The organism is Sphingobium ummariense RL-3, assembly GCF_000447205.1.
Classification (GTDB): domain Bacteria; phylum Pseudomonadota; class Alphaproteobacteria; order Sphingomonadales; family Sphingomonadaceae; genus Sphingobium; species Sphingobium ummariense.
Map to the genome: position 1 here is coordinate 48,698 of NZ_AUWY01000136.1, position 24,414 is coordinate 73,111.

The 24,414-nt window shown below is 63.4% G+C and carries 21 protein-coding genes and 3 pseudogenes; 11 read left to right on the top strand and 13 right to left on the bottom strand.

Annotated elements, in window-relative coordinates; translation table 11 throughout:
- Positions 1-27: 27 nt before the first annotated feature.
- A pseudogene (locus M529_RS50475) lies at positions 28-972 on the bottom strand (CocE/NonD family hydrolase); the annotation flags it as partial.
- Positions 973-1,137: 165 nt separating this feature from the next.
- Positions 1,138-2,427 (bottom strand): TonB-dependent receptor, encoded by a 1,290-nt coding sequence (locus tag M529_RS46810; RefSeq protein WP_084491359.1) that lies wholly within the window; start codon positions 2,425-2,427, stop codon positions 1,138-1,140.
- A 66-nt stretch (positions 2,428-2,493) separates the two neighbouring features.
- Between M529_RS46810 and M529_RS46815 the strand changes: the two genes are divergently transcribed.
- Positions 2,494-3,858 (top strand): transposase, encoded by a 1,365-nt coding sequence (locus M529_RS46815; RefSeq protein WP_013039168.1) that lies wholly within the window; start codon positions 2,494-2,496, stop codon positions 3,856-3,858.
- A 12-nt stretch (positions 3,859-3,870) separates the two neighbouring features.
- On the opposite strand, the gene M529_RS46820 is transcribed toward M529_RS46815, so the two are convergent.
- Entirely contained in the window at positions 3,871-4,878 is a 1,008-nt protein-coding gene (locus M529_RS46820) for a TonB-dependent receptor (RefSeq protein WP_084491361.1), read from the bottom strand.
- A 133-nt stretch (positions 4,879-5,011) separates the two neighbouring features.
- On the opposite strand from M529_RS46820, the pseudogene M529_RS49565 reads away from it, so the two are divergent.
- The 8 genes and pseudogenes from M529_RS49565 to M529_RS46850 all read left to right on the top strand — a co-directional run.
- A pseudogene (locus M529_RS49565) lies at positions 5,012-5,140 on the top strand (transposase); the annotation flags it as partial.
- Positions 5,141-5,464 (top strand): annotated as a pseudogene (locus M529_RS48860) (MobF family relaxase); the annotation flags it as partial.
- A 128-nt stretch (positions 5,465-5,592) separates the two neighbouring features.
- Positions 5,593-6,045 (top strand): hypothetical protein, encoded by a 453-nt coding sequence (locus tag M529_RS49570; RefSeq protein WP_152522684.1) that lies wholly within the window; start codon positions 5,593-5,595, stop codon positions 6,043-6,045.
- 241 nt (positions 6,046-6,286) lie between these two features.
- Positions 6,287-6,880: an RNA polymerase sigma factor gene (locus M529_RS46830; protein WP_021320072.1), complete on the top strand. Its 594-nt coding sequence runs from the start codon at positions 6,287-6,289 to the stop codon at positions 6,878-6,880.
- The gene (locus tag M529_RS46835; protein ID WP_021320073.1) at positions 6,858-7,889 is read left to right on the top strand and encodes a FecR family protein; all 1,032 of its coding nucleotides are present in this window, start codon (positions 6,858-6,860) and stop codon (positions 7,887-7,889) included. Before M529_RS46830 ends, M529_RS46835 begins: the two co-directional genes overlap by 23 nt.
- 93 nt (positions 7,890-7,982) lie before the next feature.
- Positions 7,983-11,006, top strand: a complete 3,024-nt coding sequence (locus tag M529_RS46840; protein WP_021320074.1) for a TonB-dependent receptor — start codon at positions 7,983-7,985, stop codon at positions 11,004-11,006.
- A 103-nt stretch (positions 11,007-11,109) separates the two neighbouring features.
- Positions 11,110-12,354, top strand: coding sequence for a hypothetical protein (locus M529_RS46845; RefSeq protein ID WP_021320075.1), 1,245 nt, complete (start codon positions 11,110-11,112; stop codon positions 12,352-12,354).
- An 82-nt stretch (positions 12,355-12,436) separates the two neighbouring features.
- Positions 12,437-13,582, top strand: coding sequence for an alkaline phosphatase (locus M529_RS46850; RefSeq protein WP_021320076.1), 1,146 nt, complete (start codon positions 12,437-12,439; stop codon positions 13,580-13,582).
- Positions 13,583-14,094: 512 nt separating this feature from the next.
- On the opposite strand, the gene speD is transcribed toward M529_RS46850, so the two are convergent.
- The 9 genes from speD to M529_RS46890 form a co-directional block, all read right to left on the bottom strand.
- Positions 14,095-14,478 (bottom strand): adenosylmethionine decarboxylase, encoded by a 384-nt coding sequence (gene speD, locus M529_RS46855; protein WP_021320078.1) that lies wholly within the window; start codon positions 14,476-14,478, stop codon positions 14,095-14,097.
- Positions 14,475-16,070 (bottom strand): NAD(P)-binding protein, encoded by a 1,596-nt coding sequence (locus M529_RS46860; protein WP_031295804.1) that lies wholly within the window; start codon positions 16,068-16,070, stop codon positions 14,475-14,477. The genes speD and M529_RS46860 overlap by 4 nt, the downstream gene beginning before the upstream one ends.
- Positions 16,060-17,598 carry a polyamine aminopropyltransferase gene (locus tag M529_RS46865; protein ID WP_021320080.1) on the bottom strand — a complete coding sequence of 513 codons (1,539 nt, stop codon included), beginning with the start codon at positions 17,596-17,598 and terminating at the stop codon, positions 16,060-16,062. The genes M529_RS46860 and M529_RS46865 overlap by 11 nt, the downstream gene beginning before the upstream one ends.
- Positions 17,591-17,803 carry a DUF350 domain-containing protein gene (locus M529_RS46870; RefSeq protein ID WP_021320081.1) on the bottom strand — a complete coding sequence of 71 codons (213 nt, stop codon included), beginning with the start codon at positions 17,801-17,803 and terminating at the stop codon, positions 17,591-17,593. The genes M529_RS46865 and M529_RS46870 overlap by 8 nt, the downstream gene beginning before the upstream one ends.
- Positions 17,804-17,812: 9 nt before the next feature.
- Positions 17,813-17,959, bottom strand: coding sequence for a hypothetical protein (locus M529_RS50050; RefSeq protein WP_021320082.1), 147 nt, complete (start codon positions 17,957-17,959; stop codon positions 17,813-17,815).
- On the bottom strand, positions 17,956-19,299 hold the full coding sequence (locus M529_RS46875) for a DUF4178 domain-containing protein (RefSeq protein ID WP_021320083.1): 1,344 nt from the start codon (positions 19,297-19,299) through the stop codon (positions 17,956-17,958). Before M529_RS46875 ends, M529_RS50050 begins: the two co-directional genes overlap by 4 nt.
- Positions 19,289-19,960 carry a DUF4178 domain-containing protein gene (locus M529_RS46880; RefSeq protein WP_031295807.1) on the bottom strand — a complete coding sequence of 224 codons (672 nt, stop codon included), beginning with the start codon at positions 19,958-19,960 and terminating at the stop codon, positions 19,289-19,291. The genes M529_RS46875 and M529_RS46880 overlap by 11 nt, the downstream gene beginning before the upstream one ends.
- Positions 19,961-19,967: 7 nt before the next feature.
- The gene (locus tag M529_RS46885; protein ID WP_021320085.1) at positions 19,968-20,957 is read right to left on the bottom strand and encodes an SPFH domain-containing protein; all 990 of its coding nucleotides are present in this window, start codon (positions 20,955-20,957) and stop codon (positions 19,968-19,970) included.
- 167 nt (positions 20,958-21,124) lie between these two features.
- Positions 21,125-21,574: an Rrf2 family transcriptional regulator gene (locus M529_RS46890; RefSeq protein WP_031295808.1), complete on the bottom strand. Its 450-nt coding sequence runs from the start codon at positions 21,572-21,574 to the stop codon at positions 21,125-21,127.
- Positions 21,575-21,695: 121 nt separating this feature from the next.
- On the opposite strand from M529_RS46890, the gene M529_RS46895 reads away from it, so the two are divergent.
- Positions 21,696-22,442, top strand: coding sequence for a class I SAM-dependent methyltransferase (locus tag M529_RS46895; protein ID WP_021320087.1), 747 nt, complete (start codon positions 21,696-21,698; stop codon positions 22,440-22,442).
- A gap of 147 nt (positions 22,443-22,589) precedes the next feature.
- On the opposite strand, the gene M529_RS46900 is transcribed toward M529_RS46895, so the two are convergent.
- Positions 22,590-23,480 (bottom strand): LysR family transcriptional regulator ArgP, encoded by an 891-nt coding sequence (locus tag M529_RS46900; protein ID WP_021320088.1) that lies wholly within the window; start codon positions 23,478-23,480, stop codon positions 22,590-22,592.
- Positions 23,481-23,550: 70 nt separating this feature from the next.
- Here M529_RS46900 and M529_RS46905 point away from each other — a divergent pair, with 70 nt between their 5' ends.
- Positions 23,551-24,171, top strand: a complete 621-nt coding sequence (locus tag M529_RS46905; protein ID WP_021320089.1) for a LysE/ArgO family amino acid transporter — start codon at positions 23,551-23,553, stop codon at positions 24,169-24,171.
- The last annotated feature ends 243 nt before the right edge of the window (positions 24,172-24,414 follow it).

Sequence of the window (24,414 nt, forward strand, 5' to 3'; positions counted from 1 at the left end):
AAGCGCTTGGATCGCGGCGGAACCGGGCAATATCTGTTCGCCCGTCATCTTGCTCTGCGGATGATGCGCCCAGGGGCCGACGATCAACCGGCTTTTCGTCCGCGCGCCGTCGCTGCGCGCCCTTGAACGGAGGCCGACGAACTGGTCGATCGAACCGCGGATGAAGATGTCATACCATCCGGCCACGATCAGCGCGGGAACGGTGATATTCTCGTACTCGTTCGCCCGGGCGCTGGCCTTCATGGACGGATCGTCGATGCCATTCTTTAGCAGCGCGAAAAGCTGCGCGCCCTGCGCGCTGTGCTTCACCGGCTCGAAACGGTTGAGCGGGAGATGGTTGTAGCCGCCGTCCCGCGCCAGGGCTTCGAGCAACGCGCCCGCGCGCGCGATGGCCTCGGTCCGGGCCTCGGGGGAGTCCCAGTCGCGGCGCATGAGCTCTTCGACGCCCAGCATGGTCCACCAGTAGCCGTTCAGCTCCAGCTCGAAGACGCCGCTGCAATAGATGAAGGAGCGGTTGAAGTGGCCCACCGGCACGATGGGGTTGATCGCCTGCAGGGAGGGCGGCTGCTCGGCCGCTGCCGCCCATTGCACGAACCCCAGATAGGAAGGGCCGCTCATATAGACCCTGCCGTTGGAATAGGGGAGGGCGGCCGCCCATTCCACCACCTCCGCGCCGTCCCGTCCCTCGTCGACCCATGGTTGGAAATCGGCCTTGCCATCCGATGTCCCGCGACCCCGCACGTCCTGGATGATGGTGACATACCCGTGCCGGGCGCCGTGCGTCAGGTCGGTCGTGAACCCCGGCGCCACGGCTTTGCCATAAGGCGTGCGTGCGAGAATGACCGGCCATCGTCCTTCCCCCGCCGGCCGCGCCACATCGGCGCGGAGCACTGTCCCGTCGCTCAGCGTGCAGGGAACGTCATAATGGATCACCACGTCCTGCGGAACGGCAGCCTGGTCAGAGGACGGCATAAACAGGAGAACTCCAGAAAGTTGTTCATTGTCCGGTCGATCCGCCCCGGCACCGGATCGGCCGCTTTCGCGTCATCGCCTCCAGCGGAGGCATTCCGGCCGGCAAAGCGCACTTCGCCGACCAGAATTTCCCGTTGTTCATTCTGATCGGACTTGCGGGTCCGATTAGAAATGATAGCCCACCGACATGCCCACCTGGCGGCCCGGCTGATACTGGCCGAGCGCAAGCGAGCCGATGATGGAAGACACGACGATCACGTTGCCCTTCACCTGTTCGTTGGTCACATTCTTGACGAAGAGGCTGCCCGTCAGGCGGCCGTTGTCGCTTTCATAATTCAGGAACAGGTTGAGCTTGCCTACCGATTTCTGCGAGGAAATGGGCAGGTTGAACTCGGTGAAATATACGCGCGATTTCCAGTCGTAGCGGGCGCCCAGCGTGACCTTCCCCGTTGAGGTCGGAATGTCATAATAGCCGCCCAGGCTGCTCGTATATTTGGGCGATTGCGGCAAAGCATTGCCCGACAGGTCGATCGAACAGGGGACATTGCCTACCCCGGTGCCCGGATCGCACGTCGTGGGGCGGGAAGAGTCTGCCGTCTGGAACCGGTCGAACGACGTATTCAGATAGGCGCCCGACCATTCGATGCGCAGCGCATCGGCGAGGCGCAGGGAGGTTTCCAGTTCGACGCCATAGACCGTCGCCTTGGCCGCGTTGGTGACGGAGGAGGAGACGCCGACGATCTGGTTCACCTGCAGGTCGTCATATTTCATGTAGAAGGTGGCAAGATTGGCCTGCAGCGCACGGTTGAAGAAATTGCCCTTCAACCCCGCCTCATAGTTGGCGTTGGTCTCCGGACGGAAGGAAGGCGCCAGCGTGCCCGCTGAATAGCCGCCGCCCTTGAAGCCGGTCGAATATTTGAGATAGCCGTCGAGCGTGGGGCTGAATGCATAGGACGCGCCCAGTTCGTAGGTCAGCCGATCCCATTTCGAAGTGGACGACTGAAGCGCGCCGCCATTGATGAAGTTGTTATACTGAACGATCGACTTCTTGTCGCGGGTGTAGCGCAGGCCGGCAAACAGCTTGAAATCGCGCGTGAACGCATATTGGGCGCGCCCGAACGCAGCATAGGATGTGGTGATGAGCGGAACCGCGCCGCCGAATACGGTGATGTTGTAGAGCGTGACGCCCCCGCCCAGAGGCGCTTCGGCAATGGGCACCTCGATCGCCTGTTCCAGATGCTCGCGGAAGTAATTGACACCCAACAGATAGGTGAACGGCTTGGAGTTGTCGGAGGTGTAGATGAGTTCGTTGTAGGTCTGGCGCGCCGTATTCTTGAAGGACGCATAGGTGTCCTCCGCCGCCGTCCCGTCGCCATCCGATACGTTGAGCAGCTTGGAGTCGGCATAGGAAAGGAGCGCCTTCAGATTCCCGCCGCCGAGCGCCCAGTTTAGCAGGCCGTTGACGAAGTCGGCGGTGGCTGATTCAGTGCGGCAGTGGGATTGTCTGGCGGGTTAGCGGCGATGGCGATGGGGCGTGATAGCGAGGTCCAGTCCGATTTGATCGTGACGTGGGCGGAGATACCGCGTTCACCGGGGCATGTTTTCTACGACAAGCTCCAGAAGCTGCTGGCCGAGGCGGGCTTCGATGGCTTTGTCGAGAAGACGTGCAAGCCCTATTATGCGCCGCGGATGGGAGCCCCGTCGCTGCCGCCGGGCCGCTATTTCCGCATGCTGCTGATCGGCTATTTCGAGGGCATCGACAGCGAACGCGGGATTGTCTGGCGCTGTTCGGATTCGCTGTCGCTGCGGGAGTTCCTGCGACTGTCGAGCCGCGACAAGGTCCCTGATCATAGCTGGTTGTCGAAGACGCGGAGCCGCCTGCCGCACGAGGTACATGACCAGATCTTCGGCTGGGTACTGGCCCTCGTCGCCGGGCACGATCTGGTGAAAGGCGAGCGGATCGGCGTCGATGGCTCGACCATGGAGGCGAACGCCGCGCTGCGTACCATCGTGCGGCGTGACAATGGCGAGACCTACCGCGAGATGCTGGTGCGCATGGCGCAAGAGAGCGGCATCGACACGCCGACGATCGACGACCTTGTCCGGCTCGATCGCAAACGCAAGGGCAAGAAGCTGTCGAATGCGGACTGGGCGAGCAAGACCGATCCCGACGCGAAGGTCGCGCGGATGAAGAACGGCTCGACGCGTCTGGCCTACAAGCCCGAACACGCGGTCGATCTCGACACGGGTGTTATCGTGGCAGCGCCGATCCACCCGGCCGACAAGGGCGACACGACAACGCTCGACGCCACGCTGGAGACGGCAGCACGCAACCTCGCCGACATTGGCCTGGCGCCGACGTCCGGGGATCCCTGCGATCTTGTGACCGATAAAGGCTATCATTCGCGCGAGCTCCTCAAGGGTCTCGACGGCGACATCTGGAAGACGCGCATCGCCGAGCCGGCACCGCCGAATGGATATCTGCGCTGGCACGGCGACGAGGCTGCCCAGAAGGCCGTCTACGCCAATCGGTCTCGCCTGAAATCCGCCGTCGGACGCAAGGCGATGCGCAAGCGTGGTGAGATGGTCGAGCGTAGCTTTGCCCACGTCCTGGATCGCGGCGGCATGCGCCGCGCGTGGCTGCGCGGGCGCGAGAATGTTCACAAGCGTTATTTGATCCACGTCGCCGGGTTCAATCTTGGCATTCTCATGCGCGCCCTGTTCGGTTGCGGCACTCCGAGGGGCGCCAGGGGCGCATCCAAGGCATTCTTGTTCGTAGTTCAGACCGATGTTGCGCTCGTCATCGCCCTCGTCGCCGAGTTCGACGGAGAAAGGGCCATGCTCCTCATCGTTTTTACCCCTGAAGGCGCTGACAGACCCGGCTGAAAACCGACTTCGTCACCGCGCTGTTAGGGTCAGGTTCGCGTTGAAGGCATGAACCTTGCGATAGTTGATGTTCGCGAACACTTCCCGATCGCCGACATCGCCGCGCGACTGTCCGACTAGGATCGACGGCAGCGGAATGGTCGGATCGGGGGTTCCCTCCAGGAAAGTCGCCGGTCCGTTGGAATCGTCGTTGGCATATTCAACCAGAACCCGCGCATTGAAAGAGTCCGATGGCTCCCACTTGATCTGGCCGCGGATCGACTGGTTCTTCGCGTCGTCCAGGCGGTTGGGGCCGTTGGGGAGGAGATTGCGCGTGAAGCCGCGATTATAAGTCTGCTGCGCCGCGACGCGGCCGCTCAGCGTCCCTGAATCGTTGAGCGCGCCGTTGATGAAGCCTGAGATCTGGAACAGGGCTGGATCGACGCCCGCTGTCAGGTCAAAGCCATAATGGGTCTCAGCGGTCGGCTCGTTCGGAACCACGTTGATGACGCCACCGGTGGCGTTACGTCCGAACAGCGTGCCCTGCGGCCCGCGAAGAATTTCCACGCGCGCCAGATCGAGGAAGGTCGCGAGGGTCAGTGACGGCTGGCCGATATAGACCCCGTCGGAATGGATCGCGACGCCCGAATCCTGGCCTGCGTTGATCTGCTGGTTGCCGATGCCGCGGATTGTGATGTTCGACGAATTGTAGCTGTTGCCGATCTGGATGTTGGGGCTTGGCCCGACTAGGTCGTTGAGGCTCTTCGTCTGGGCGGCCTCGAGCTTCTGCCCGGCATAGGCGGACACGGCGATGGGCGTTTTCCGAACGGTGTCGCTCCGGCGCGACGCCGTAACGATGATTTCGCCGAGGTCTTGCGAAGACAGGTCTTGCGAGGGTCTCCCTGTTCTGGCGGCCGGTTCACCGGCTGGCTGGGTCGGTGATATGTCGGCCTGAGCCAGTGCAACGTGCGACACGCATATCCCGCAAATGGCGATGAGCAATCGGTAACGCAATTTCCCCTCCCTTATTTTTGCTGCCACCTTTTAGAGGGTGGCTATGCAGGCTTGGAATGATGGATCATCACAAAGTGGGGGTGTTAATTTCTCGCATTCGACGGACTGCGATACAGCATTCCTCAACGTCAGCCCGGGTCGTGTCCCGCGGGATTCACGCGATGCCCTCGGCCTCTTCCCCAACGATGCCGCCGTGATCCGCCTCGTCGGCGCGCTGATGCTGGAGCAGAATGATGAGTGGGCGATATCGCGCCGCCAAATGACGCTGGAAACGCTCGGCTCGGTGAGCGATGAGAACGGTCGGATCATCCGGTGGGACCCGCGTCTTGGCCGTCCCCGCCAGATCAACGTCTTCAATCGCGAGGAGCGCGATCTTGCGCAGGGCGACCGCATCCAATGGCGGCTCGTCAACAAGGACCTGCACCTGAAGAATGCCGAGCGTGGAACCGTCGAGAAGCTCGACGGGCCGATCGCCACCATCCGTTGGGATCGCGACGACCGCGTGCAGACAATCGACCTCTCCGTCCACAAGACCTGGGACCACGGCTATGCCGAGACCCTCTCTTCCGCCTATGATCGCGTCTATGTGCTGGCGCTGGTAAACTCGGGTCTAGACGGATCGGCACATTCTGGGGCGTCGCCGGTCGCCTTGATAGTGTCTCGAACCTTACGCGCCTGGATGGGTGTGACACCCATTCCGTGGAGCAGTCGGGCGGGCGCCCAATCAGTGGGGTTAGGGCCATGCGTCTGGTAGGATCGAGAGAGGCGCAGACGCTCACCGATCTTTCGGCTGACCAGATCCGCGAGTGGACTGGTCGTCAGGGCCTCATTCAACCTGATGTTCCGGCGTGCGGAAAGGGAACGCAGGCTCGTTTTTCATGGCGAACTCTGCTTCTGCTCAGGCTCGCTGGAGCGATCCGCTCGCATTTGCATGTCGAGCTCGAGGGCCATCGAGCGGCCTTCTCTTCATTGCAAGAGCAACTGCGGAGCCATGCCTTCCATGCGCGGGATCGCTGGCTCGTTATGGCGGCAGGGCTTTGCAGCCTCGAACGGCTTAACGATGTCGAATTTGTCGGCCGCGGACCTGCACTGATCGTCAGCTTAGCGCCGCATCTTGAGATTGTTTCAAATGGCCTGCGAATTGTCGAGCCGATGGCTCAATTGCCTCTCTTTCCTGCTGACGGTCTGCGATGAGCGTCGCAAACCTCGCAACGATTGCGGACGCGCTGCTCGCTCGACTCGGGTATAATCGATCGAACGGATGGACCAATAGTAGCAGCTAACGCCGATCCAGGCGCCCGGGGCTGAACGCTAGGAACGGCCGGTTGCGGAAATTGTCATCAATCTTTCACGTGCAGGGTCTTTTGGGAGCCATCCTTGCCTGCGCCGATTCGGCTGGCGGCAAATCCAGAGGATCGCGAACGGCTGACGGCGCATGGGGGATGGGCACGACATCATTTCCGCATGGATCGGCAGGGAAGTTCTGCCCCATGAAGGCGCCGTGCGCAGCTGGCTTTCGCGTCGCTGGCGCAATGTGGTCGATCCCAACGACGTGATCCAGGAAGCCTATTGCCGCATCGCCAGCCTGGCCTCCGTCGATCATATCCGCAATCCCGCAGCTTATTTCCATCGCACCGCCCATGCGGTCGCGACCGACATCATGCGTCGCTCGGGCATAATTAGTTTCACGTCCATGACCGAAAACGAATGGCTGAACGTCATGGACAGGGAGCCATTGGCAGATCGGGCGGTGGCGGCGGACCAAGATCTGAAGCGCGTAAACGGGCTGCTCGCCGAATTGTCCGACACCTGCCGCCAGGCCATCGAGCTGCGACGGATAGAAGGCGTGTCACAAAGAGAGGCGGCCCAGCGCCTGGGAGTGAGCGAGGATGTCATACGAAATCATCTGGTGCGCGGCGTGCAAAAGGTGCTGAAGGCAATCGCGGCCCAGGACGCGCAGGCACATGGCGACGGGCAAGAGACCGTAGAACAGAAGGCGGAAGCCATTGGCACCCCCCGGTTCCTCTAACAGCATCGACGACCAGGCTGCCCATTGGGCGGTAGAGGCAGCCTATGGTGAGCTGTCGCCGGAAAGCCACGCCGAGCTGGAAGCCTGGCTCGCGGAGGATTCGCGTCATCGCGGCGCCTTCGCGCGCGTTCGTGCCGCCCTGCATGTCATGGAAGAGGCAGTGGTTGATGCCCATGAGGCGACTGGGCCTTCTCCTTCGTCGAATGGCGACAACGACAATGATGCCGCGCATGGGGCAAACGCGGACGTGCCCGGGCCTTTGCAGCGCGGATTTTTCCGCTGGGGGGCAAGGGGCTTTGCAGCCGGCGCAGCGCTCGCCGCGTCGGTCGCGGCGGCCGTCATGGTGGGCGTGCCGGTTCCCCTGCCGTTCGGGCGGGCCGTTCAGGATGGCGCCGGCGAACAGGTGGTAACACTCAAGGACGGATCGGTCGCGACCCTGCGCCATGGCGCGAAGCTGGAAGTCACGCTGTCCGGCAATTTTCGCCGGATCACCCTGCTGAACGGGGAAGCGCGTTTCAAGGTCGCGAAGGACAAGTCGCGCCCCTTTGTGGTACGATCCGGCGATGTCTATGCGCAGGCGACCGGGACCGTCTATTCGGTCAGCCGTGTCGGCCTGACCGGCGGGACCGTCAAGGTGACGGAGGGCAGCGTGCTGGTGTGGTCGCGCGATGAGCGTGAACAGGCGGTCCTGCTCCATGCGGGGGACGCCGTGACCCTCGATCTGGGGCCGGTGCAATTGCCCGCGCCCGGAACGAAGGGCGTGCCGTCCCTGCCGCCGCCCGAACTGGCCCAGATCTCGTTCGACAATGTGCCGATCAAATCGGCCGTGGCCCGGTTCAACCGCGTCAACAGCACCAAGATCATCATCGCCGATCCTGCGATCGGCGACACCAGGATCGTCGGCCTGTTCGGCGCCAGCGACATCGAGCAGTTCGCGCAGGCCGCCGCGGTCCTGTCGGGAGGCAAGGTCGAGCATGGGAACGGCATAATTGTAATAAAAAAGAAGTAAAAATGCCTTGAATGATTAATTTATTCGGGGTGACCGAAATAAAAATCCAGCCCGTCAATAGGTTTGAGAGCATCAAACAGAGGGGCTTTCCCAATGAATTTCAAATATCGTTCATCTCTTTCCTCCATGGCGGCCATTGCGGGGGCGATAGTGCTGCCCGCCGTGGCGCAGGCCCAAACCCGCAGTTTCGATATCCCCGCCCAGGCGGCGTCGAGCGGGGTCCGGGAGTTCGCGCGCCAGGCGGGCATTCGCGTCATCGTCGCCGGCCGCGACACCGACGGACGGACCACCAAGGCGGTGCAGGGCACCCTCGACACGCGCGAGGCGCTCGACCGGCTGCTGGCGGATACGGGGCTGACCGTCCGGTCCTTCGGCGGCGGGGTCGCCATATTGGGCGGCATGTCCGACCAGCGGTCCGACGCGGGGGACATCACGACCGATATCCAGGTCACCGGAACGCGCATCGTTCGCGACGGCTATGACGCGCCCACGCCCACGACGGTGCTGAGCGAGGAGGAAATCGCCCGGCGAGCGCCTGAAAATATCGCCGATTATGTCACCCTGCTGCCGGCGGTGACCCCCGGCAACTCCCCGGCGCAGAACACAGGGACCACCGCTTCGGGTGCCACGGGCGTCAATTCGCTCGACCTGCGCAACCTGGGCACCAGCCGCACCCTGGTCCTGCTGGAAGGGCGCCGCCTGCCTGCCGCCACCATCAACGGATCGATCGTCGACATCAACGTCATTCCCAACGCCTTCATCAAGCGTGTGGACATCGTGACCGGCGGTGCCTCCGCGGCCTGGGGTTCGGACGCCGACGCCGGCGTGGTCAACTTCGTGCTCGACAAGGAATTCACCGGCGTTAAGGGCAGGGTGCAGGGCGGCGTCACCACCTATGGCGACAGGAAGAATTACACGGTCTCGCTCGGCGCCGGCGCCAAGTTCGCCGGCGGCCGCGGCCATATCCTGCTCAGTGTCGAACATTCGCAGATCGACGGGATCGATGGCGTACCCCGGTCCTGGTACAACGGAAACCGGACCTTCGCCAATCCGGACTGGACGGCGACCAACGGCCAGCCCCGCTACCTTTCGCTGGAGCATGTCGGCTACAGCGCGATCGCGCCGGGCGGTATCGTGACGTCCGGCCCGTTGCGCGGCGTGTATTTCGGACAGAACGGCACGCCCGCGCAGATCAATTTCGGATCGCTGCTGACCTCTTCGACCTTCGTCGGCGGCGACTGGAAATATACCGACTGGTCGAAGAACACCCAGTCCTTCCTCAACGGGAATTCGCGGCAGAGCGCCTTCGCGCGCACCAGCTTCGATCTGACCGATTCCATCCAGCTCTACGGCCAGTTCATCTTCACGCGTTCGAATGTGACATCGGTCGCCGCGCCGACCATCACGACCGCCAATATCAGCCGCGACAACGCCTTCCTGCCCGCCAGCGTCGCCCAGCGCATGGACCAGCTCGGCCTCACCACGCTGAATGTCGGATCGTCCAACTGGGACTTCGGCAACAAGAATTATGAGAGCAATCACTCGCTCTACCAGTATCTCGTCGGCGCCAACGGATCGCTCGACCTCTTCGGAAAGGGCTTCACCTGGGAAGTCTCGGCCTATCGCAGCATCAGCAAGATCGGTCAGGACTTCATGGTGCCCAAGAGCGCCGAGTTCAACATGGCCATGGACGCCGTCCGCGGTCCGAACGGCGTCGTCGTCTGCCGGTCGACGCTGACGAACCCGGGCAACGGCTGCGTGCCCTACAACCGGCTCGGCACCGGGGTGAACAACCAAGCCGCGATCGACTATCTTATGGGGACCGACTGGGTGCGCCAGACCATACGCCAGGACGGCGTGGCGGGCACGCTCCGGGGAGAACCCTTCTCGACATGGGCTGGCCCTGTGTCCATCGCCACCGGCTTCGAATACCGCAAGGACAAGGCCTATGGCACGGCCGACCCGTTGGGCCTGGTCAACGGCTTCGCCAACGGCAACTACAAGCCGATCGTGGGCTCGATGGACGTGACCGAGGGGTTTCTGGAAGTCGTCGTCCCGCTGGTCAAGGACACGATCTTCAAGTCGCTGGATTTCAACGGCGCGGTTCGCGGCACCGACTACAGCTCGTCGGGATTCGTCACCACCTGGAAAGGCGGCGTCACGTTCGAGCCGACCGAGGATGTGAAACTGCGCTTCACCCGCTCACGCGACATCCGGGCGGGCAACCTGTCGGAGCTGTTCGCCGCGGGTTCCACCGGGTCGTCCGTCATCTCCGACCCGTTCCTGGGCGGCGAGGCCTATACGACGCAGCTGATCACCACCGGTAACCCGACGATCCGCCCGGAAAAGGCGAACACGATCACCTTCGGCGCCGTCCTGACGCCCCGCTTCATCCCCGGCCTGTCGCTGTCGGCGGACTATTGGGACGTAAAAATCCGCGACGCCATCACCTCGGTGTCCGGCAGCTCGACGGTCGACCAGTGCTTCAACGGTATCCAGGATCTCTGCGACAACATCGTGCGCGGCGACAATGGAAAGATCCGCTACGTCTATACGCGCCCCGTCAATCTCGACCTCTTCTGGGCGCGGGGCATTGATTTCGAGGCGAGCTACCGGCTTCGCATGGCCGATGTGGCGGCGTCGCTGGGTTCGGGCACGCTGTCGTTCCGCGGACTCTTCACCCTCAACCTCAAGAACGGCAGCGAAAGCGGGCTGACCGGGATTTTCGACTCCGCCCTTCGGGAAGGCGGGGCGCCGAGATATCGCTATCTGGCCGATCTATCCTACCGCAATGGACCGCTCACCGTATCGCTGACCGGCCGCGGCATCAGCGCCGGCGTCCGCGATACCAGCTTCGTCGAATGCAGCACCAACTGCCCCGGCGGAAACAACACGATCAACAACAACCATGTCGAAGGTGCCTTCTGGGTCGATGCGTCGGCGAGCCATGAAATCGTCGAAGGCGTGGAGGGCTTCTTCGTGGTCACCAACATCGCCAATCGCGCGCCGATCGCATCCGCCGATGGCCCGGGGTTCAGCACCGCGCAGTTCGGATATAACCGCGCCTATTCCGACCTGGGCCGCGCCTTCCGGGCCGGGGTTCGCTTCAAATTCTAGCGAGCGGCGGCGGCGGGTGCCCCTTCCGGGGCGCCCGCCGCCGGCCTTCGCGTCCATCGACTTTCCTCATGTTTGTCCGCTCGTGTCGGACCGGAGATGACCCATGAAGCGTAGAGAATTCCTGGCCGCCGTTGCGCTGACCTCTGTCCTTCCCTTCCACGCGGCGTTTGCTCAGCGGACGGTACAGCCACAGGTTGTGGGAACGCCGTTCCGGCGGCGTTGGCCCGATGCGCCCTATGCCCGCAACATCTGGACCATGGAGGTGTTCGAGGACCGGCTCTTTCTGGGTGCGGGCAACAGCGCGAATGGCGGGCCATCCTCCAATTCCGGGCCGGTTCCGGTCATCTCCTACGACGGACAGGCCTTTGCCGAGGAATATACCGTCAACGAGGAGCAGATCACCCACTTCTACCCGACGGGCGGGAGCCTGATCGTCCCCGGGCACGACAGCCGCGACGACTGGTCCTACGGCAATCTCTATCGCCGTGCCGATGGCCGCTGGACCAAGCTTCGGACGGTGCCGCACGGCATCCACGTCTACGACATCCGCGCCTATGCTGGGCGGTTGGTCGCCGTGGGCGGCGCGTTCGACCAGTCCATTTCCGCCTGGATATCGGACGACGACGCGGCGACGTGGAAACCCGCGGCGCTGCTTCCCAATCCCGCGCTGGCGCCTTCCTTCTCCCCGGCGGGCAGGAACGCCACCGTGCTGGGGCACCAGACCGTCGTCGTGGGCCGGTTCTGGACCCTGCTGGAGATCGGCGACGCGCTCTACGCCAGCACGACCGCGCCGTTGAGAGTGGGCGAGGGGGAGGACGGCCTGCGGATGGCGACGCTCTTCCGCTTTGATTCTGCCCGGAACGGCTTTCAGCCCGTGGCTTTCGGAATGCCGGCGCTGTTCCCCGGCGTCCCGGCGGACGGCACCCGGACGGGGCTGGTCGAACGCTGGGCCCGGATCGGCCAGGAGACGGTCTATATCGGCGGATGGCAGCATAATGACCACCAATGGCTACCGATCGGCCTCTTCGCGGCGACCTCGCCGGAAAAGGCCCGCCGCCTGGCCCTGCCGGCAGACGAGCAGCCCTGGGACATCCTCGTCAGGGACGGCCGCCTCTACTGCCTGTCCGCAAGGCGGGAGGCGCCGGACCGGTTCCGCATTTCGGTTACCCGCTTCGAGCGCGACCTGGGCAAGGGGAAGCTGCTGCTGAGCTTTGACGCACCCACTTTCGCGCGGTCGTTCGCCGTTTTCCGCGGGCGATTTTATTTCGGCCTCGGCACGGAAACCGACATGGGTGTGCCGCTGTCGGATGCGAGCGGCACGCTGCTCAGCACCCCTTTCATCCCCTGAACCGCATCGGGCCTGCGACCCGGATCTGCAACAGTCCGCCGTTAGGCCCCGAAGACTCCAACGCTCCCGAGGTAGCAAGCCCATGTCCCGATCGATCGAACATTTCCGCGCGTCCCGCAATCGCAAGGGCGGGCGAGTTGCTGCGTTGCTTGCGCTGGCGATGCTGTCGCTCGTCGCTGCGACCCCCGCCGAAGCACGCCCGGCGCGCAACGTGATCCTGTTCATCGGCGACGCGGGCGGCCTGCCGACGCTGAACGCGGCGGGCATCTATGCGCATGATCGCCCGCAATCGCTGTTTCTGCAGTCCATGCCCCATATCGGCCTGTCGGACACCTCGGCGCTCAACCGCTGGGTGACGGACTCCGCGGCGGGCATGACCGCGATCGTCACGGGCCACAAGACCAACAGCGGCATGAATTCCGTCCTGCCGTCCGCCGACGGGACGACGGTGACGCCGCTGAAGACGATCCTGGAATATGCCGAGCAGCGCGGGCTTTCCACCGGCGTCATCACCAACATGCCGATCTGGGATGCGACGCCGGCCGCCTGCTATGCCCATGTCGGCAAGCGGTCCGAGAAGGACGATATCTTCCGGCAATTGCTGGCGCCCCGCTATGGCGACGGCGTCGATATCGTCATCGGCAAGGACCGCGCGGCCGCCGATGCCGCGTTTGCCGGCACGGGAAGGACGGCGGCCCAGGCCTTCGAGGCCGCGGGCTATACCTTCAGCGACGATCCGTCCGTGCTGAAGCCGGATACGCGCCGCGCCGCGATCATCCGCGACGAGGATTATGCCGCCATCCCGACCGTCGAGGCCGCCATCTCCAGCCTCAGTCGCAACCCGAAGGGCTATTTCCTGATGGTGGAGTGGGACATGCACACCAACAAGCTCCAGGACGGGCTGCGGCACGTCATCGAGATGGACGACATGATCCGCAAGGTCAGCGAGCGCGTGGGCAAGGATACGCTGATCCTGTTCGTCGCCGACCATTCCTATAATCTGAAACTGCTGTCGGGCACACGCGATCGCCCGCTTGCCGAGCAGGTTTCTGCCGACCAGTCGGCGCCCGGAACCGGCGTGATCGTCGCCGACGGCAAGGGCGCCCATGCCGGGGAAGAGGTCGTCGCGGCGGCCAGCGGCCCCGGGGCGGAACGCGTGAAGGGCTTCTTCCCTAACACTTGGCTGTTCAACGTCATGATGTCGGCTTTCGGTTGGAAGGCCGACTGACCATTAGAGTGGCTTGAATTCGGGATCGGTACGCTCGCTCAGCGCCGCGTCGTTCACCGAGATGCCGATCCCGGGCTTGTCCGGCACCGGCAGATAGCCGTCCACCAGCGTCAGGGGTTAGCGGTTGCCTACCCCGCTCTTAAAACAATGTCCTCGGCGGCCATAGACAAGACGATCGGCTACGATCACCGCATCTGGTTTGATCCGCCTGCTGAACGCTGGGGCGATGGTTGCCGGTCGGCAACGGTCGCTTGGGCGCAATGGTGCGCTGAGACATATATCCACCAACTGCCGAACTGGCCCGCGTTCACACGGAGCGCGATGCTGGCGGCGGCTGGCCGAACTCCGCCACCGGCCGGGTCGGCACCCTTGAACCGTCAGCAAATGTTTGTAGCGCGGTTTCTCAAGCGCCAGCCCGCGGGCAACGTACCAGAGGCCTGTGCCAATTCCGATCCTTAGCCGCCATTCACGGCCTCGATGGAGCTCTCCAGAAGAGACATTCACGAGTGCGGTCATCGACGATGATGTGCTCCCGGTGGCGCCAGTTCACCTCTTTTCACCTCCGTCTTGACCATCCGCTCGGGTGCCAGATGCTCGGACAATGACGCCAGCGCTGCCGCTGGATCATGACGGGCGCCACACAGGAAGATATCGGCAGCCGCATAGCCATGTTCGGGCCATGTGTGGATCGACATATGGGATTCCGCGAGCAGGACCACACCGGTGACACCCTGCTCTTCCCCGAAATGATGGAGGTGAAGACCGATCACCGTCGCCCCGGCGCTCTCCGCCGCGCTGCGCAGGGCGATCTCTATCAAGGCAGCATCGTTCAGCACCGGGCATCCATAGAAGTCCGCCAGCAGGTGTCTGCCATCATATGTCGAGGGCGGGATCATAAGAGGGTCTCGTGAGCATGGCCGAGCGACGACAAGGCGGCTTCCGCAGCTGCCATGCCTTGATAATGCGCTTCCTCGAACAGCGACAGGCCGCTCATGTCCGAATGGGCGCGGAAGAAAGGCGGCCGGATCGCAGCCCGTTGGGCCGGCACGACCCGCCACAGGAAGCCAGGCGTCGGCCGGATCATGGCATGCCCCCATTTCCACAGGTCGATCGACCGGATCGCGCCGTCAAGATCGGGGTTCATGCCCAGCAGATCGTCGCGCACCATCCGTCGCCACTCCGCGTCGGAGCGCTCGACCAGGAGGCGACGGCCGTAGATAGGCGACATGTCGGACAGGGCCAAATACCAGGTCAGCACCGTCGGGCCTTCGCGCGAAGCGCTCTGATGGGTGGCAACGACATAGCCGAGCGAGGCGCTGCTTGCCGAGACATTGTCCCACGCCAACCCGCTTCCTTTTCCAGCCGGCACGCGATCGACAGTGACGTTGGCGACAAGCCAGGGAGCATAGCTATGGGCGGGATCGGGCTTTTCGCCGAGCAGGCGGCTGGCGATGAAGTGCGGCATGGCAAGGATGACGGCATCGGCGCGGTAGCGGACGCTGGTGCCCTGCGCAGCGTTGAAGACATCGACGGCTGCGCCGGCCTTATCAGCCTGGGCGCGGAAAGCGACCTGCCCCGTAAGGATGCGGTTCCCTAGCCGCTCGGCCATCAGACGGGTGAGGCGTCCATTGCCTTCCGGCCAGGTCAGTTCATTGTCGCCTGCGCCATCTGCGGTGAAGCCGCGCCGGCTGGCGAAATAGTGGATGCCGGCCCACGCCGACACCTCGGCCGGTTCGGTGCCGTAATCGTCCCGGCAGGCGTAGCGGACATGGGCGCGCAACACTGGCGAGGTCCAGCCTCTTTCATCGAGCCATTGCGCAAAGCTGATCCGGTCGAGCGCCAGCAGGTCGGCATCTTGCGCGCTATAGGCGATGGGAATGGCGAAGGCGGGCCGCCCCTGCGCATCGCGCCGGCGCGAGAAATCGGCCATGGCACGGTCGAATGCGACGAGGTCGGCCTTGTCCTTCACTGACAGGCCGGTTTTCGGTACCAACCCTTCCTGCCATTTGCCCTGCCAGAGCAAGCGCTCCTGCAAGTCGGCGCAGAGTTGCAGCGGATCATAGACCGGCTTCCCATTCCGATCGCCTATAATGATGCCGAACTGCCGCAGCATATGGCGCAGCCCGCGGGCCTCCTGATTTGGAATGGGGAGATAATGGGCGCCCAGCGGATAGGCCGACACCGCGTTGCGCCAGCCACGGGCGTTGCCCCCGGGTTGCCGCTCCAGTTCAATCAAGCGGAAATCGTGATAGCCTGCCTCTCGTAGCCGCCAGCCCGCGGACAGACCGGCAACGCCGCCGCCCGCGATCAGTAAGGGCACATGCTCCTCCCGCTCAGGTTCGGGGAAAGCGCGGTCGCGCAGCCGGTGGCCAAGCGCCATGTCCGCTCCACCGCTAGTGCCTGATGTCGGAGTTTCGCAACCGGGCAGAGCCAGCGCAGTGGCCGCCGCTACGCTTCCCTTCAACATCGAGCGCCGATCAGCCTTCATAGCGCGCCCATTCCTCCGCAAAGCTGCGCACCAGCGCTTGATTGTCGAGCCGGTTCACCGGCACCCGGCGTCGGGCCATATCGGGCGGGAAGAACAGCGCTTGTCGCGCAGCTGCGTCGGACAGGAAGCGGTTGCTGGGCAGCAGGCGGGTCGTGGTTCCCGGATCGGTCAATCCTGCCAGGATGAAGCCCCATTCACCAAAGCTCGGCACATAGACATGATAGGGACGGGTCTGGAAACCGGCCGCTTCCAGCGTCTGCGCCACCGTCCAGAAGGCAGCAGGCGCTACCAGCGGCGAAGTGCTCTGAATCACCGCAATGCCGCCAGGCGCCAGATGCGGGCGCAGCATGCGATAGAAGGTTTCGGTGTAGAGCTTGCCCACCGAGAAATCGACCGGATCGGGGAAGTCGACGATGATGACGTCGAACTGTGCTTTCGCCTCCCGCACCCAGCGAAAGGCGTCGGCATTGACGACATGCATGCGCTTGTCGGTCAGCGCGCCACCGTTCAGCGAACGCAAGAGGCCGGTCTGGCTGAACAGGCGGGTCATCGCGGGATCGAGATCGACCAGCGTGACGCTGCGCACCTGCGGATGGCGAAACACCTCACGCGCCGCAAGCCCGTCGCCACCACCCAGGATAAGCACATGCGCCGGGCGGGCTACCCGGCCCATCGCCGGATGCACCAGCGCTTCGTGGTAGCGATATTCGTCGCGCGAGGAGAATTGCAGATTACCGTTGAGATAGAGACGGATGTCGTCGTCATGCCGGGTCAGCGCCAGCCGCTGATAAGGGCTCGACGTCGCATAGATGACGCGTTCGCCATAAGCGGCGATCTCCGACCAGCGCTGGATGCGATCGGCCAGCAGGAAACCCGCGATCAGGCTGGCCATGACGATCAGCGCAAGGATGCGCTCGCGCATCAGCCTGGCGCGGGCAGGCACGAGCAGCAACAGGAGCAGCGCCACGCCGACATTGAGCAAGCCGAACATCAGCCCTGTACGGATCAGCCCCAAATGAGGCACCAGCAGCAGCGGGAACAGCAGAGAGGCGGCCAGCGCCCCGACATAGTCGAAGGTCAGAACGTTCGACACCGTTTCGCTGAAGTCGAAGCGATCGCGCAGGATACGCATCAGCAGCGGGATTTCGAGGCCCACCAGGAAGCCGATGACGAAGACGAGGCCGTAGAGGATCGGCCGGAACTGCTCCACCAGAGGGAAGAGCAGGAACAGTCCGGCCGCCGACCAGCCGCCCAGCAAGGCGACCAATATCTCGACCCGGATGAACAGGCGCAGTTCGTTGCGCTTCACATAGCGTGAGCACCAGCTGCCCATCCCCATGGCAAAGAGATAGGTGCCGATAATGGTCGAGAATTGCGTGACGCTGTCACCCAGCAAATAGCTGGCTATGGTCCCGGCAAGCAGTTCGTAGATGAGACCACAGGTCGCAACGGCAAAGACGCTGGCCAGCAGCAGCCCGACCAGCGCTGTGCGCCTGCGCTCGGTTGGAACCGACGACGTGTCAGCCATGAATGGCGGCAGCGACGATGATACCCAAGGCAATGGCGATCGCGCCCGCGAATTGGGCGACCGCGACATTCTGCTTGTCGCGTATCTCCTCCCACAATTTGCCGGGCGTGAGCAGATCCAGGATGATGAAGCCTGCGACAAAGACGGCGATGCCGACCCCGGCGTAGAGAAGGGAATTGAGCAAGATCGGAATGGAGGTGACCATCGACGTCTCCTATTTATGCGTTGGACCATAGGCACGGGCGGCCCCCGCCGTCCGCCCGCCGTCAGCGAAAGGTGAATAGCCCTGCGATGCCGCGGCCAGATAGAGGCCCAGCACGCCAAGGCACCAGAGCGCATAGAGGAAAGTGCCGCGGCTCATGGCGCCTGCATTCCCTGCAGCCAGTCGTCGGCATCGGCTGGCTCACCGTCCTTCTGCGCCAGCCGCGCATTTTCGAACATGATGTGCAGGATCAGCATCAGCACCGGCGGCGATAATATCAACAGCACCGCCAACCAGAAGTTGGAGGCGAAGCGCGCCCCACGCGCCACCGTCAGTATGACTTCGACCGGAGGAAGCCCTTCGGTTTTGTAGGTCCCGCTCGATGCGTCCCAGCCCCAGTTGCCCGTACTGCCCCAATGGTGCGCCCGTGCGTCGACGACCAGGTCGTAGGTGCCTGCGGGCAGGCTCGCGATTTTCAAGGTCTGCAACGGCGACCCTTCGGACCAGTAGCCATCCGAATCCTGACCCGAATAATGTTCGTTAAGGGCATAGGCGTCATAGCTGTCCTGCGTCCTGCGATTGACGAAGGAAATGTCGATGTCGACCCAGCCCTGATCGACGTTGGGCGTCATCGCCTGCACCGTCATCGCCTGTCGCCCGAACGGCAATTCGATCGGGCCGAAGGTCTGCGATACCGATGGCCCATCGGGCGTCACCGAAAGGCTGAAACTTTGCGGCTGCATGGTGCCGCCAAACAGGGTCAGCAGGACGAGCAGAGCCATGAAGGACAGGGCGGCGACCGGCCACCACTCCTTCAGTCGCCGGGCAAAGGGCGATGGCTGGTGGGCCAGAGGGGTCATTCCCGGCAACCAGGCCGGCGGGGAAGCGACGTCGAAAGCCGCACATATCTCGCGCCCGGTCAGGAGTTCGCTGACAGTCCAGCTCTTCTCGCGATCATCCTGCTCCAGGCTCAGCATGAAGCCGGGGCGGACATAATCGGTGGCGCGCACTTCCTCCCCCACCTTTACCCGCCAGTAGAATTCCCCTGCGACCCGGGTCACCCGCGCGGTGCTGCCGCTATAGAATGGACTGAAGCGCCTGCCCGCGACGATGTAATCCGGTCCATCACGCTGCGGCGCCGCCGTCAGCATGGTGCCCAGGCTCCATCGACCGTTCTGCGCGATCAGCCACCGATAGCCGGCATAAGGGTTGAACAGCAGATATTCTTCCCAGGCGGCCCATCCGTCCGTCCGTTGTAACCAGCCGATCGCCTCCCATTCCACGCCGCGCAGCGTGCCGCGCGTGCCCAGCGGAATATCGAGCGACGCCTGCATTTCATGGTATCGGGTGATGATCCGCGCATCGGGGTTGGTCGCGTCGATCAACGTGCCACAATATTCGCAGGCGAGCGTCACCGTATAGCCGGCAGCACGCATCGCGATCGTCCCGCCGCAGGTCGGACAGGACAAGGTGCGCACGCTGCTGTCTTCAGGCGGCATCGGCAGGCAGACTCCATCCGGGCAGCGGCCGCAGATTACGGGGTTGGAGCGAAGCCAGGGTTACATAATGGCCGACATAGAGGGATGGACCGTGCCGATCCTTCTGAAAGGACGCGCAGCGCCCATCCCGATTGCGGAAATCGACGCTCAGCGCCTTCCAGCCGGAGGGTGCGGTGAAGGGCAATTCGCCTTCGCAGCCGATGCAATGGACCGTGCGCACATCGGCGACCTCATAGGAATGACCGGCGATATTGCCGCTCTCGCCCGGCCTGACCTGCGTGTCGTTCATCAAGCGGCGGATTACCTGTGGCAGCGATCCCGCCAGTTCGACTTCCCGCAGCGCCATGAACTGGCCCATCGCCTCGCCCAGCCAGGCATGGCTGCCATCGGCCATCAGCATCAGCCACTCGTTCCAGGCGCCATCTTCCCAGGCCCATCGCACCCGGCCGATGATGGAGAACGACTGGTCGAAGCATTGGCCTTCAGTCCCGATCTGGATCGGGCTGATGTCGAAAGGCAGCACCGCCGCCGTTCCCATGCCCTGGGCGGTCTGGCTGTAGCGGACCACCAATGTGCGACAATAGTCGCACACTCGTACGGGCAACGCCGGCGAGCGGAAGGTGACTTCCGCGCCGCAAGTGGGACAGGCGACCGATTGCATGGAGGCGTTAACGGATGCGGCCCAGCAGTTCCGCCTTCTTCGCGTCGAACTCCGCCTGGGTGAGCGCCCCCATCTCCAGCAGCTTGTGCAACTTCTCGATAAGCGCGAAGGCGTCCTCCGCAGGGGCGGAGGGTGTGCTCGCCGACCCGCCCAGCGCGCCTGCCATAGTCTGCCCTATCGCAAGCCCCGCCGCAGCGCCCGCGCCTATGCCCGCGACACCGCCCGACTGCGACGCCGCCGTCTCGATCGCCTCGGCCGCCTGGAACTTGGCATAGCGGTCAAGATCGCCAAGCACGCGCATCGAGCTTGCCTTGTCCAGATGCTTCTGGACCTCCTCGGGCAGGGACAGGCTCTCAACGAAGAAGCTTTCGACCGACAGGCCCCATTGCGCGAAGGCAGGAGCAACAGCCGCCTTCAGCGCATCGGACAAGGCGCTCTGGCTGGCAGCAAGGTCCAGGAAAGCCGTTCCGCCGCCTGCGACGCCCGTCGCCAGCGCGGTCTGGATCGCGGCGCGAAGCTGCGGCTCGATGTCGGCGACCGTCACCTGTCCCAGCGTACCCATGATGCGGGAAGCAAAGGGCGCGACTTCCCTGATGCGGAAGCTGTAGCTGCCGAAGGCGCGGACTCGCAGCGGCCCGAGTTCGGGATCGCGCAGTGTCACCGGCTGCGCAGTACCCCATTTCAGGCCGATCTGCTCCTTCTCGGAGAAGAAATAGACGTCGGACTTGAAAGGCGATTTGAAGCTCTTGTCCCAATTCATGATCGCCGTCAGCAACGGCAGGGTGGACGTATCGAGCGTATAGAGGCCGGGACCGAACATGTCGGCGATCCGCCCTTCGTTGAAGAAGGCGGCGATCTGCCCCTCGCGCACCGTGAGTTGCGCGCCGTTCTGGATTTCCCGATCGACGAGCGGAACGCGCCAGCCAAGCTGGCCGGGTTCCTCGACCCAGTCGATCACATCGACGAACTGCTTCGAGAGAAAATCCAATATGCCCATATCGCTCCCCTGTGCGCCACTGCAGTTTAGATCACCACGGTCGCGGGACAAGCCAATTCAAACGGTGGGGATAGTTCGTACTCTGACGGGGAGCGACCCTTATCGGCCGTTGAGCATCAAATTCTGCATCCCCAGAGCGGAACGTCCGCTTATTGAAGGGTAGCCGATCATCCTAAAGACGCGCCGTCTCTTTCCGCTGCACAGCGCGCATCGAAGCTCCGAGCCAGTTCAGCGAGTTTCACTGCCCCCAGTCGATCGACCAACAGTGCTTCCGCCTCTGTCAGCGCATCCTCCAACGCCTCATTGACGACCTTCTCGACCGCGCAATCGGGATAGGAATGCTCATTGCCGATAGCGAAGATGCGGGGGCCGCCCACCGCCCGATGCACATCAAGGAGCGAAACCGTCTCTAGATCCGCCGCGATGATCCAGCCGCCACCGTGCCCCTTTTCGGAGCGCACATAGCCTGCGTCCCGCAAACCCGCCATGGTACGGCGAACCACGACCGGATTGGTGCCCAGCATTGCGGCGATTTTCTCGGACGTCATCGCGCCTTCATGCCGCGCCATATGGAGCAGCACATGAAGCATCCGCGAGAGGCGACTGTCGTTGCGCACAGCCCGATCCTTTTACGTGCCCGCCCGGATTGGCAAGCATGATGTTTCACGATACTTATAATGTTACGTGAGTCGTGGAGCGTTTGAAATGCGAGAATTTGAGGACCCAAACCATTGGGATATGGCTGCGCAGCATTACGAGAGGACTGGCCATCCTTTTACTGCGCGCTATGCCGAGGCGGCGCTCGCCCGAATATCGCTCGAGCCTGGCAGCCGTATCCTCGACGTCGCAGCCGGCACTGGAGCACTCGCACTGGTGGCCGCGCGGACAGGCGCGCAAGTGCTGGCGACCGATTTCTCGCCAGCCATGGTCGCCCGTATCGCCGCGGCGGGGATTCCCAATGTCGAGGTCCGCGTGATGGACGGGCAGGCTCTCGCATTGCCAGATGGGGCTTTCGACGCCGTCTTTTCGATTTTCGGCGTCATCATGTTCCCCCACTGGCGCAAGGGACTGGCTGAAATGGCGCGGGTCACCCGTCCAGGCGGGCATGGCGTCGTCGCGACTTGGCAAGAGCGGGGCGCAGCGACCTTCCTGCTGCTCGGCCATATCAGGCGTGACCTGTTTCCCGGTCGCGACAGCATGGCCATGCCGGAGGCGGTGGGCGCGCTGAGCGATCCAGACGACTTCGCCCGCGAGATGATTGCCGCCGGCTATCGCGATCCGAGCATCGAGCCCGTAACCCATAGCTATGAACTTGACGTCGCAGACCTCGACGACCCCGACACCTTGTTCGGCATGTCGCCCGACTGGACCAGCCTTAGCGACGAGGAAAAGGCAGACGTTGTGGCCGAAGTCCGGCGGATGGCAAAAGGGGCCCCGGTCCTGCCGGTTCCGTCAACGGCTCTGATCGGGGTGGCTCGACGCTAGCGCGCTTAAATAATATCGCCTGCCCATGGACCGTCTGACGGCTGTTCAATCGAAGAGCAATACACTCGACCCTTTGGTTCCGTTCAGTTTCTAATTCTCGACGCTCAATTGCGGACCGTCCGCTGCACCGAGGCATCGCGATCATCATCAATCCGGTTGGATCAGTCTTGATCGCGCAACGCGCCGGACCGCATCCGTCAGCGTCTTCAGCGCGGAAGCCTGAAGCCGTGCCACGGTCCAATAGAGGGTGACTCGGATGGACGTGCTGGGGCTGAGCTCGGCAAGCTGCCCCCGTTCGATGGGACCGCGTGCCAGCACCACCGGTTGCATGCCCCAGGCCATGCCCTCCAGCGCGAAGTGGAGAAAGCCCAGCGTCGATGGCACCCAATGGGTTGGCGGGTCGAGATCAATCCCATGCCTTTCACGTGCCCACCGGGCCTGCAATCCGTCCCTTCGGTCGAAGCGTAGGCAAGGGGCTTGGTTCAGGGCCTGTGCAGTCACGCCGTCCGGAAAATGGCGGGCGATGAAGGCCGGACTGGAGCAGGCCAGATAATCGATCTCGCCTAGTTCGATGGTCCGGCATCCCTGCACCGCGCTCGGGTCTGCCGAAACCGCTGCCACCACTTCGCCCGATCGCAGGCGGTCGGCGGTATGCGCCTCATCCTCCAGGATGAATTCCAGCATACAACCGCTGTTGCGGGCGAACTCGGCTGCCGCTTCCGGAAACCAGCTTGCCATGCTGTCGGAATTCACTGCGACCTTGAGCGTGACGGGCGTTTCGGCCCCATATAGGGACGACGCGAGATCCGCCTCCAGAAGCTGGACCTGATCGACATGGGCGCACAGCCGCCGACCAAGGCTGGTGGCCGTGCAGGGTTGTCCCCGGACGACCAGGATCGTGCCGAGCCGCTCCTCCAGCGCCTTCACCCGCTGCGATATGGCCGAGGGTGTGACGCCCAGCCGTTCGGCCGCGCGTTCAAAGCTGCCTTCCCGCATGACGGCGGCCACGGCGGCAAGGGCGGGATAATCGAGCATCATGAAGATTTACTTCATAAGGATTAGTAGAACAAGTTTTCCTAATGTAGGGCGCCACGCCATAGGCTGCCGGATGACAAATGCTCTTCCCACCTTCATCACAGGCTTTGCCATGTCAGCCGCGCTCATTATGGCCATTGGCGCGCAAAATCTCTTCGTCCTGCGCCAAGGGCTGAAGCGCGAGCATGTCGGGCCGATCGTGCTGTTCTGCGGCGGCGTGGATGCCATCCTCATCGCGGCCGGCGTCGGCGGTGTCGGCGCGCTTCTGGGCGCGATGCCGCAACTGACCCTCCTCCTGTCCATCGGCGGCGCGCTGTTCCTGGGCTGGTATGGCCTCAGGGCGTTCCAGCGCATGATGGCGCCCGAGGCGATCACCGTGACGGCGCAAGGCGGGATCACGCTGGGCCGGGCAATCGGCGCTACCGCCGCCTTCACCCTCCTCAATCCGCACGTCTATCTCGATACGGTTCTGCTGATGGGGGCGGCGGGATCAGCCCAGCCGGCGGCGCTGCGGCCGATATTCGTCCTGGGGGCTGCGAGTGCCAGCATCGGCTGGTTTGCAGCCCTTGGTTACGGCGCCCGTCTGCTGACGCCCTTGTTCGAGCGCCCGGCGGCGTGGCGCGTGCTGGATGCGGTCGTCGGCATCGTCATGCTGACCTTGGCGGCATTGCTCATCGCGAGGGCGTTCCCATGAAGCGCACAGCGTTTCTGCCGGTAATGGTGATACACCTCGACAGGACGCTTCCTTGCCTATGGTCACAGATGAAGGAGGTTTCGAAGGTGACGGTCCGGTATCACTACCACGCACCGTGGGATCGGAAGGACCGCTGACCATTCGTATGAGGATGGAAAGGCCGACCAACTTCAGGCGTCCCACTTACAGCCTAAGAGCGTCAGCTCCAGACAGAAGCAGTCGTCGGGACGGCAAAGTTCGCTT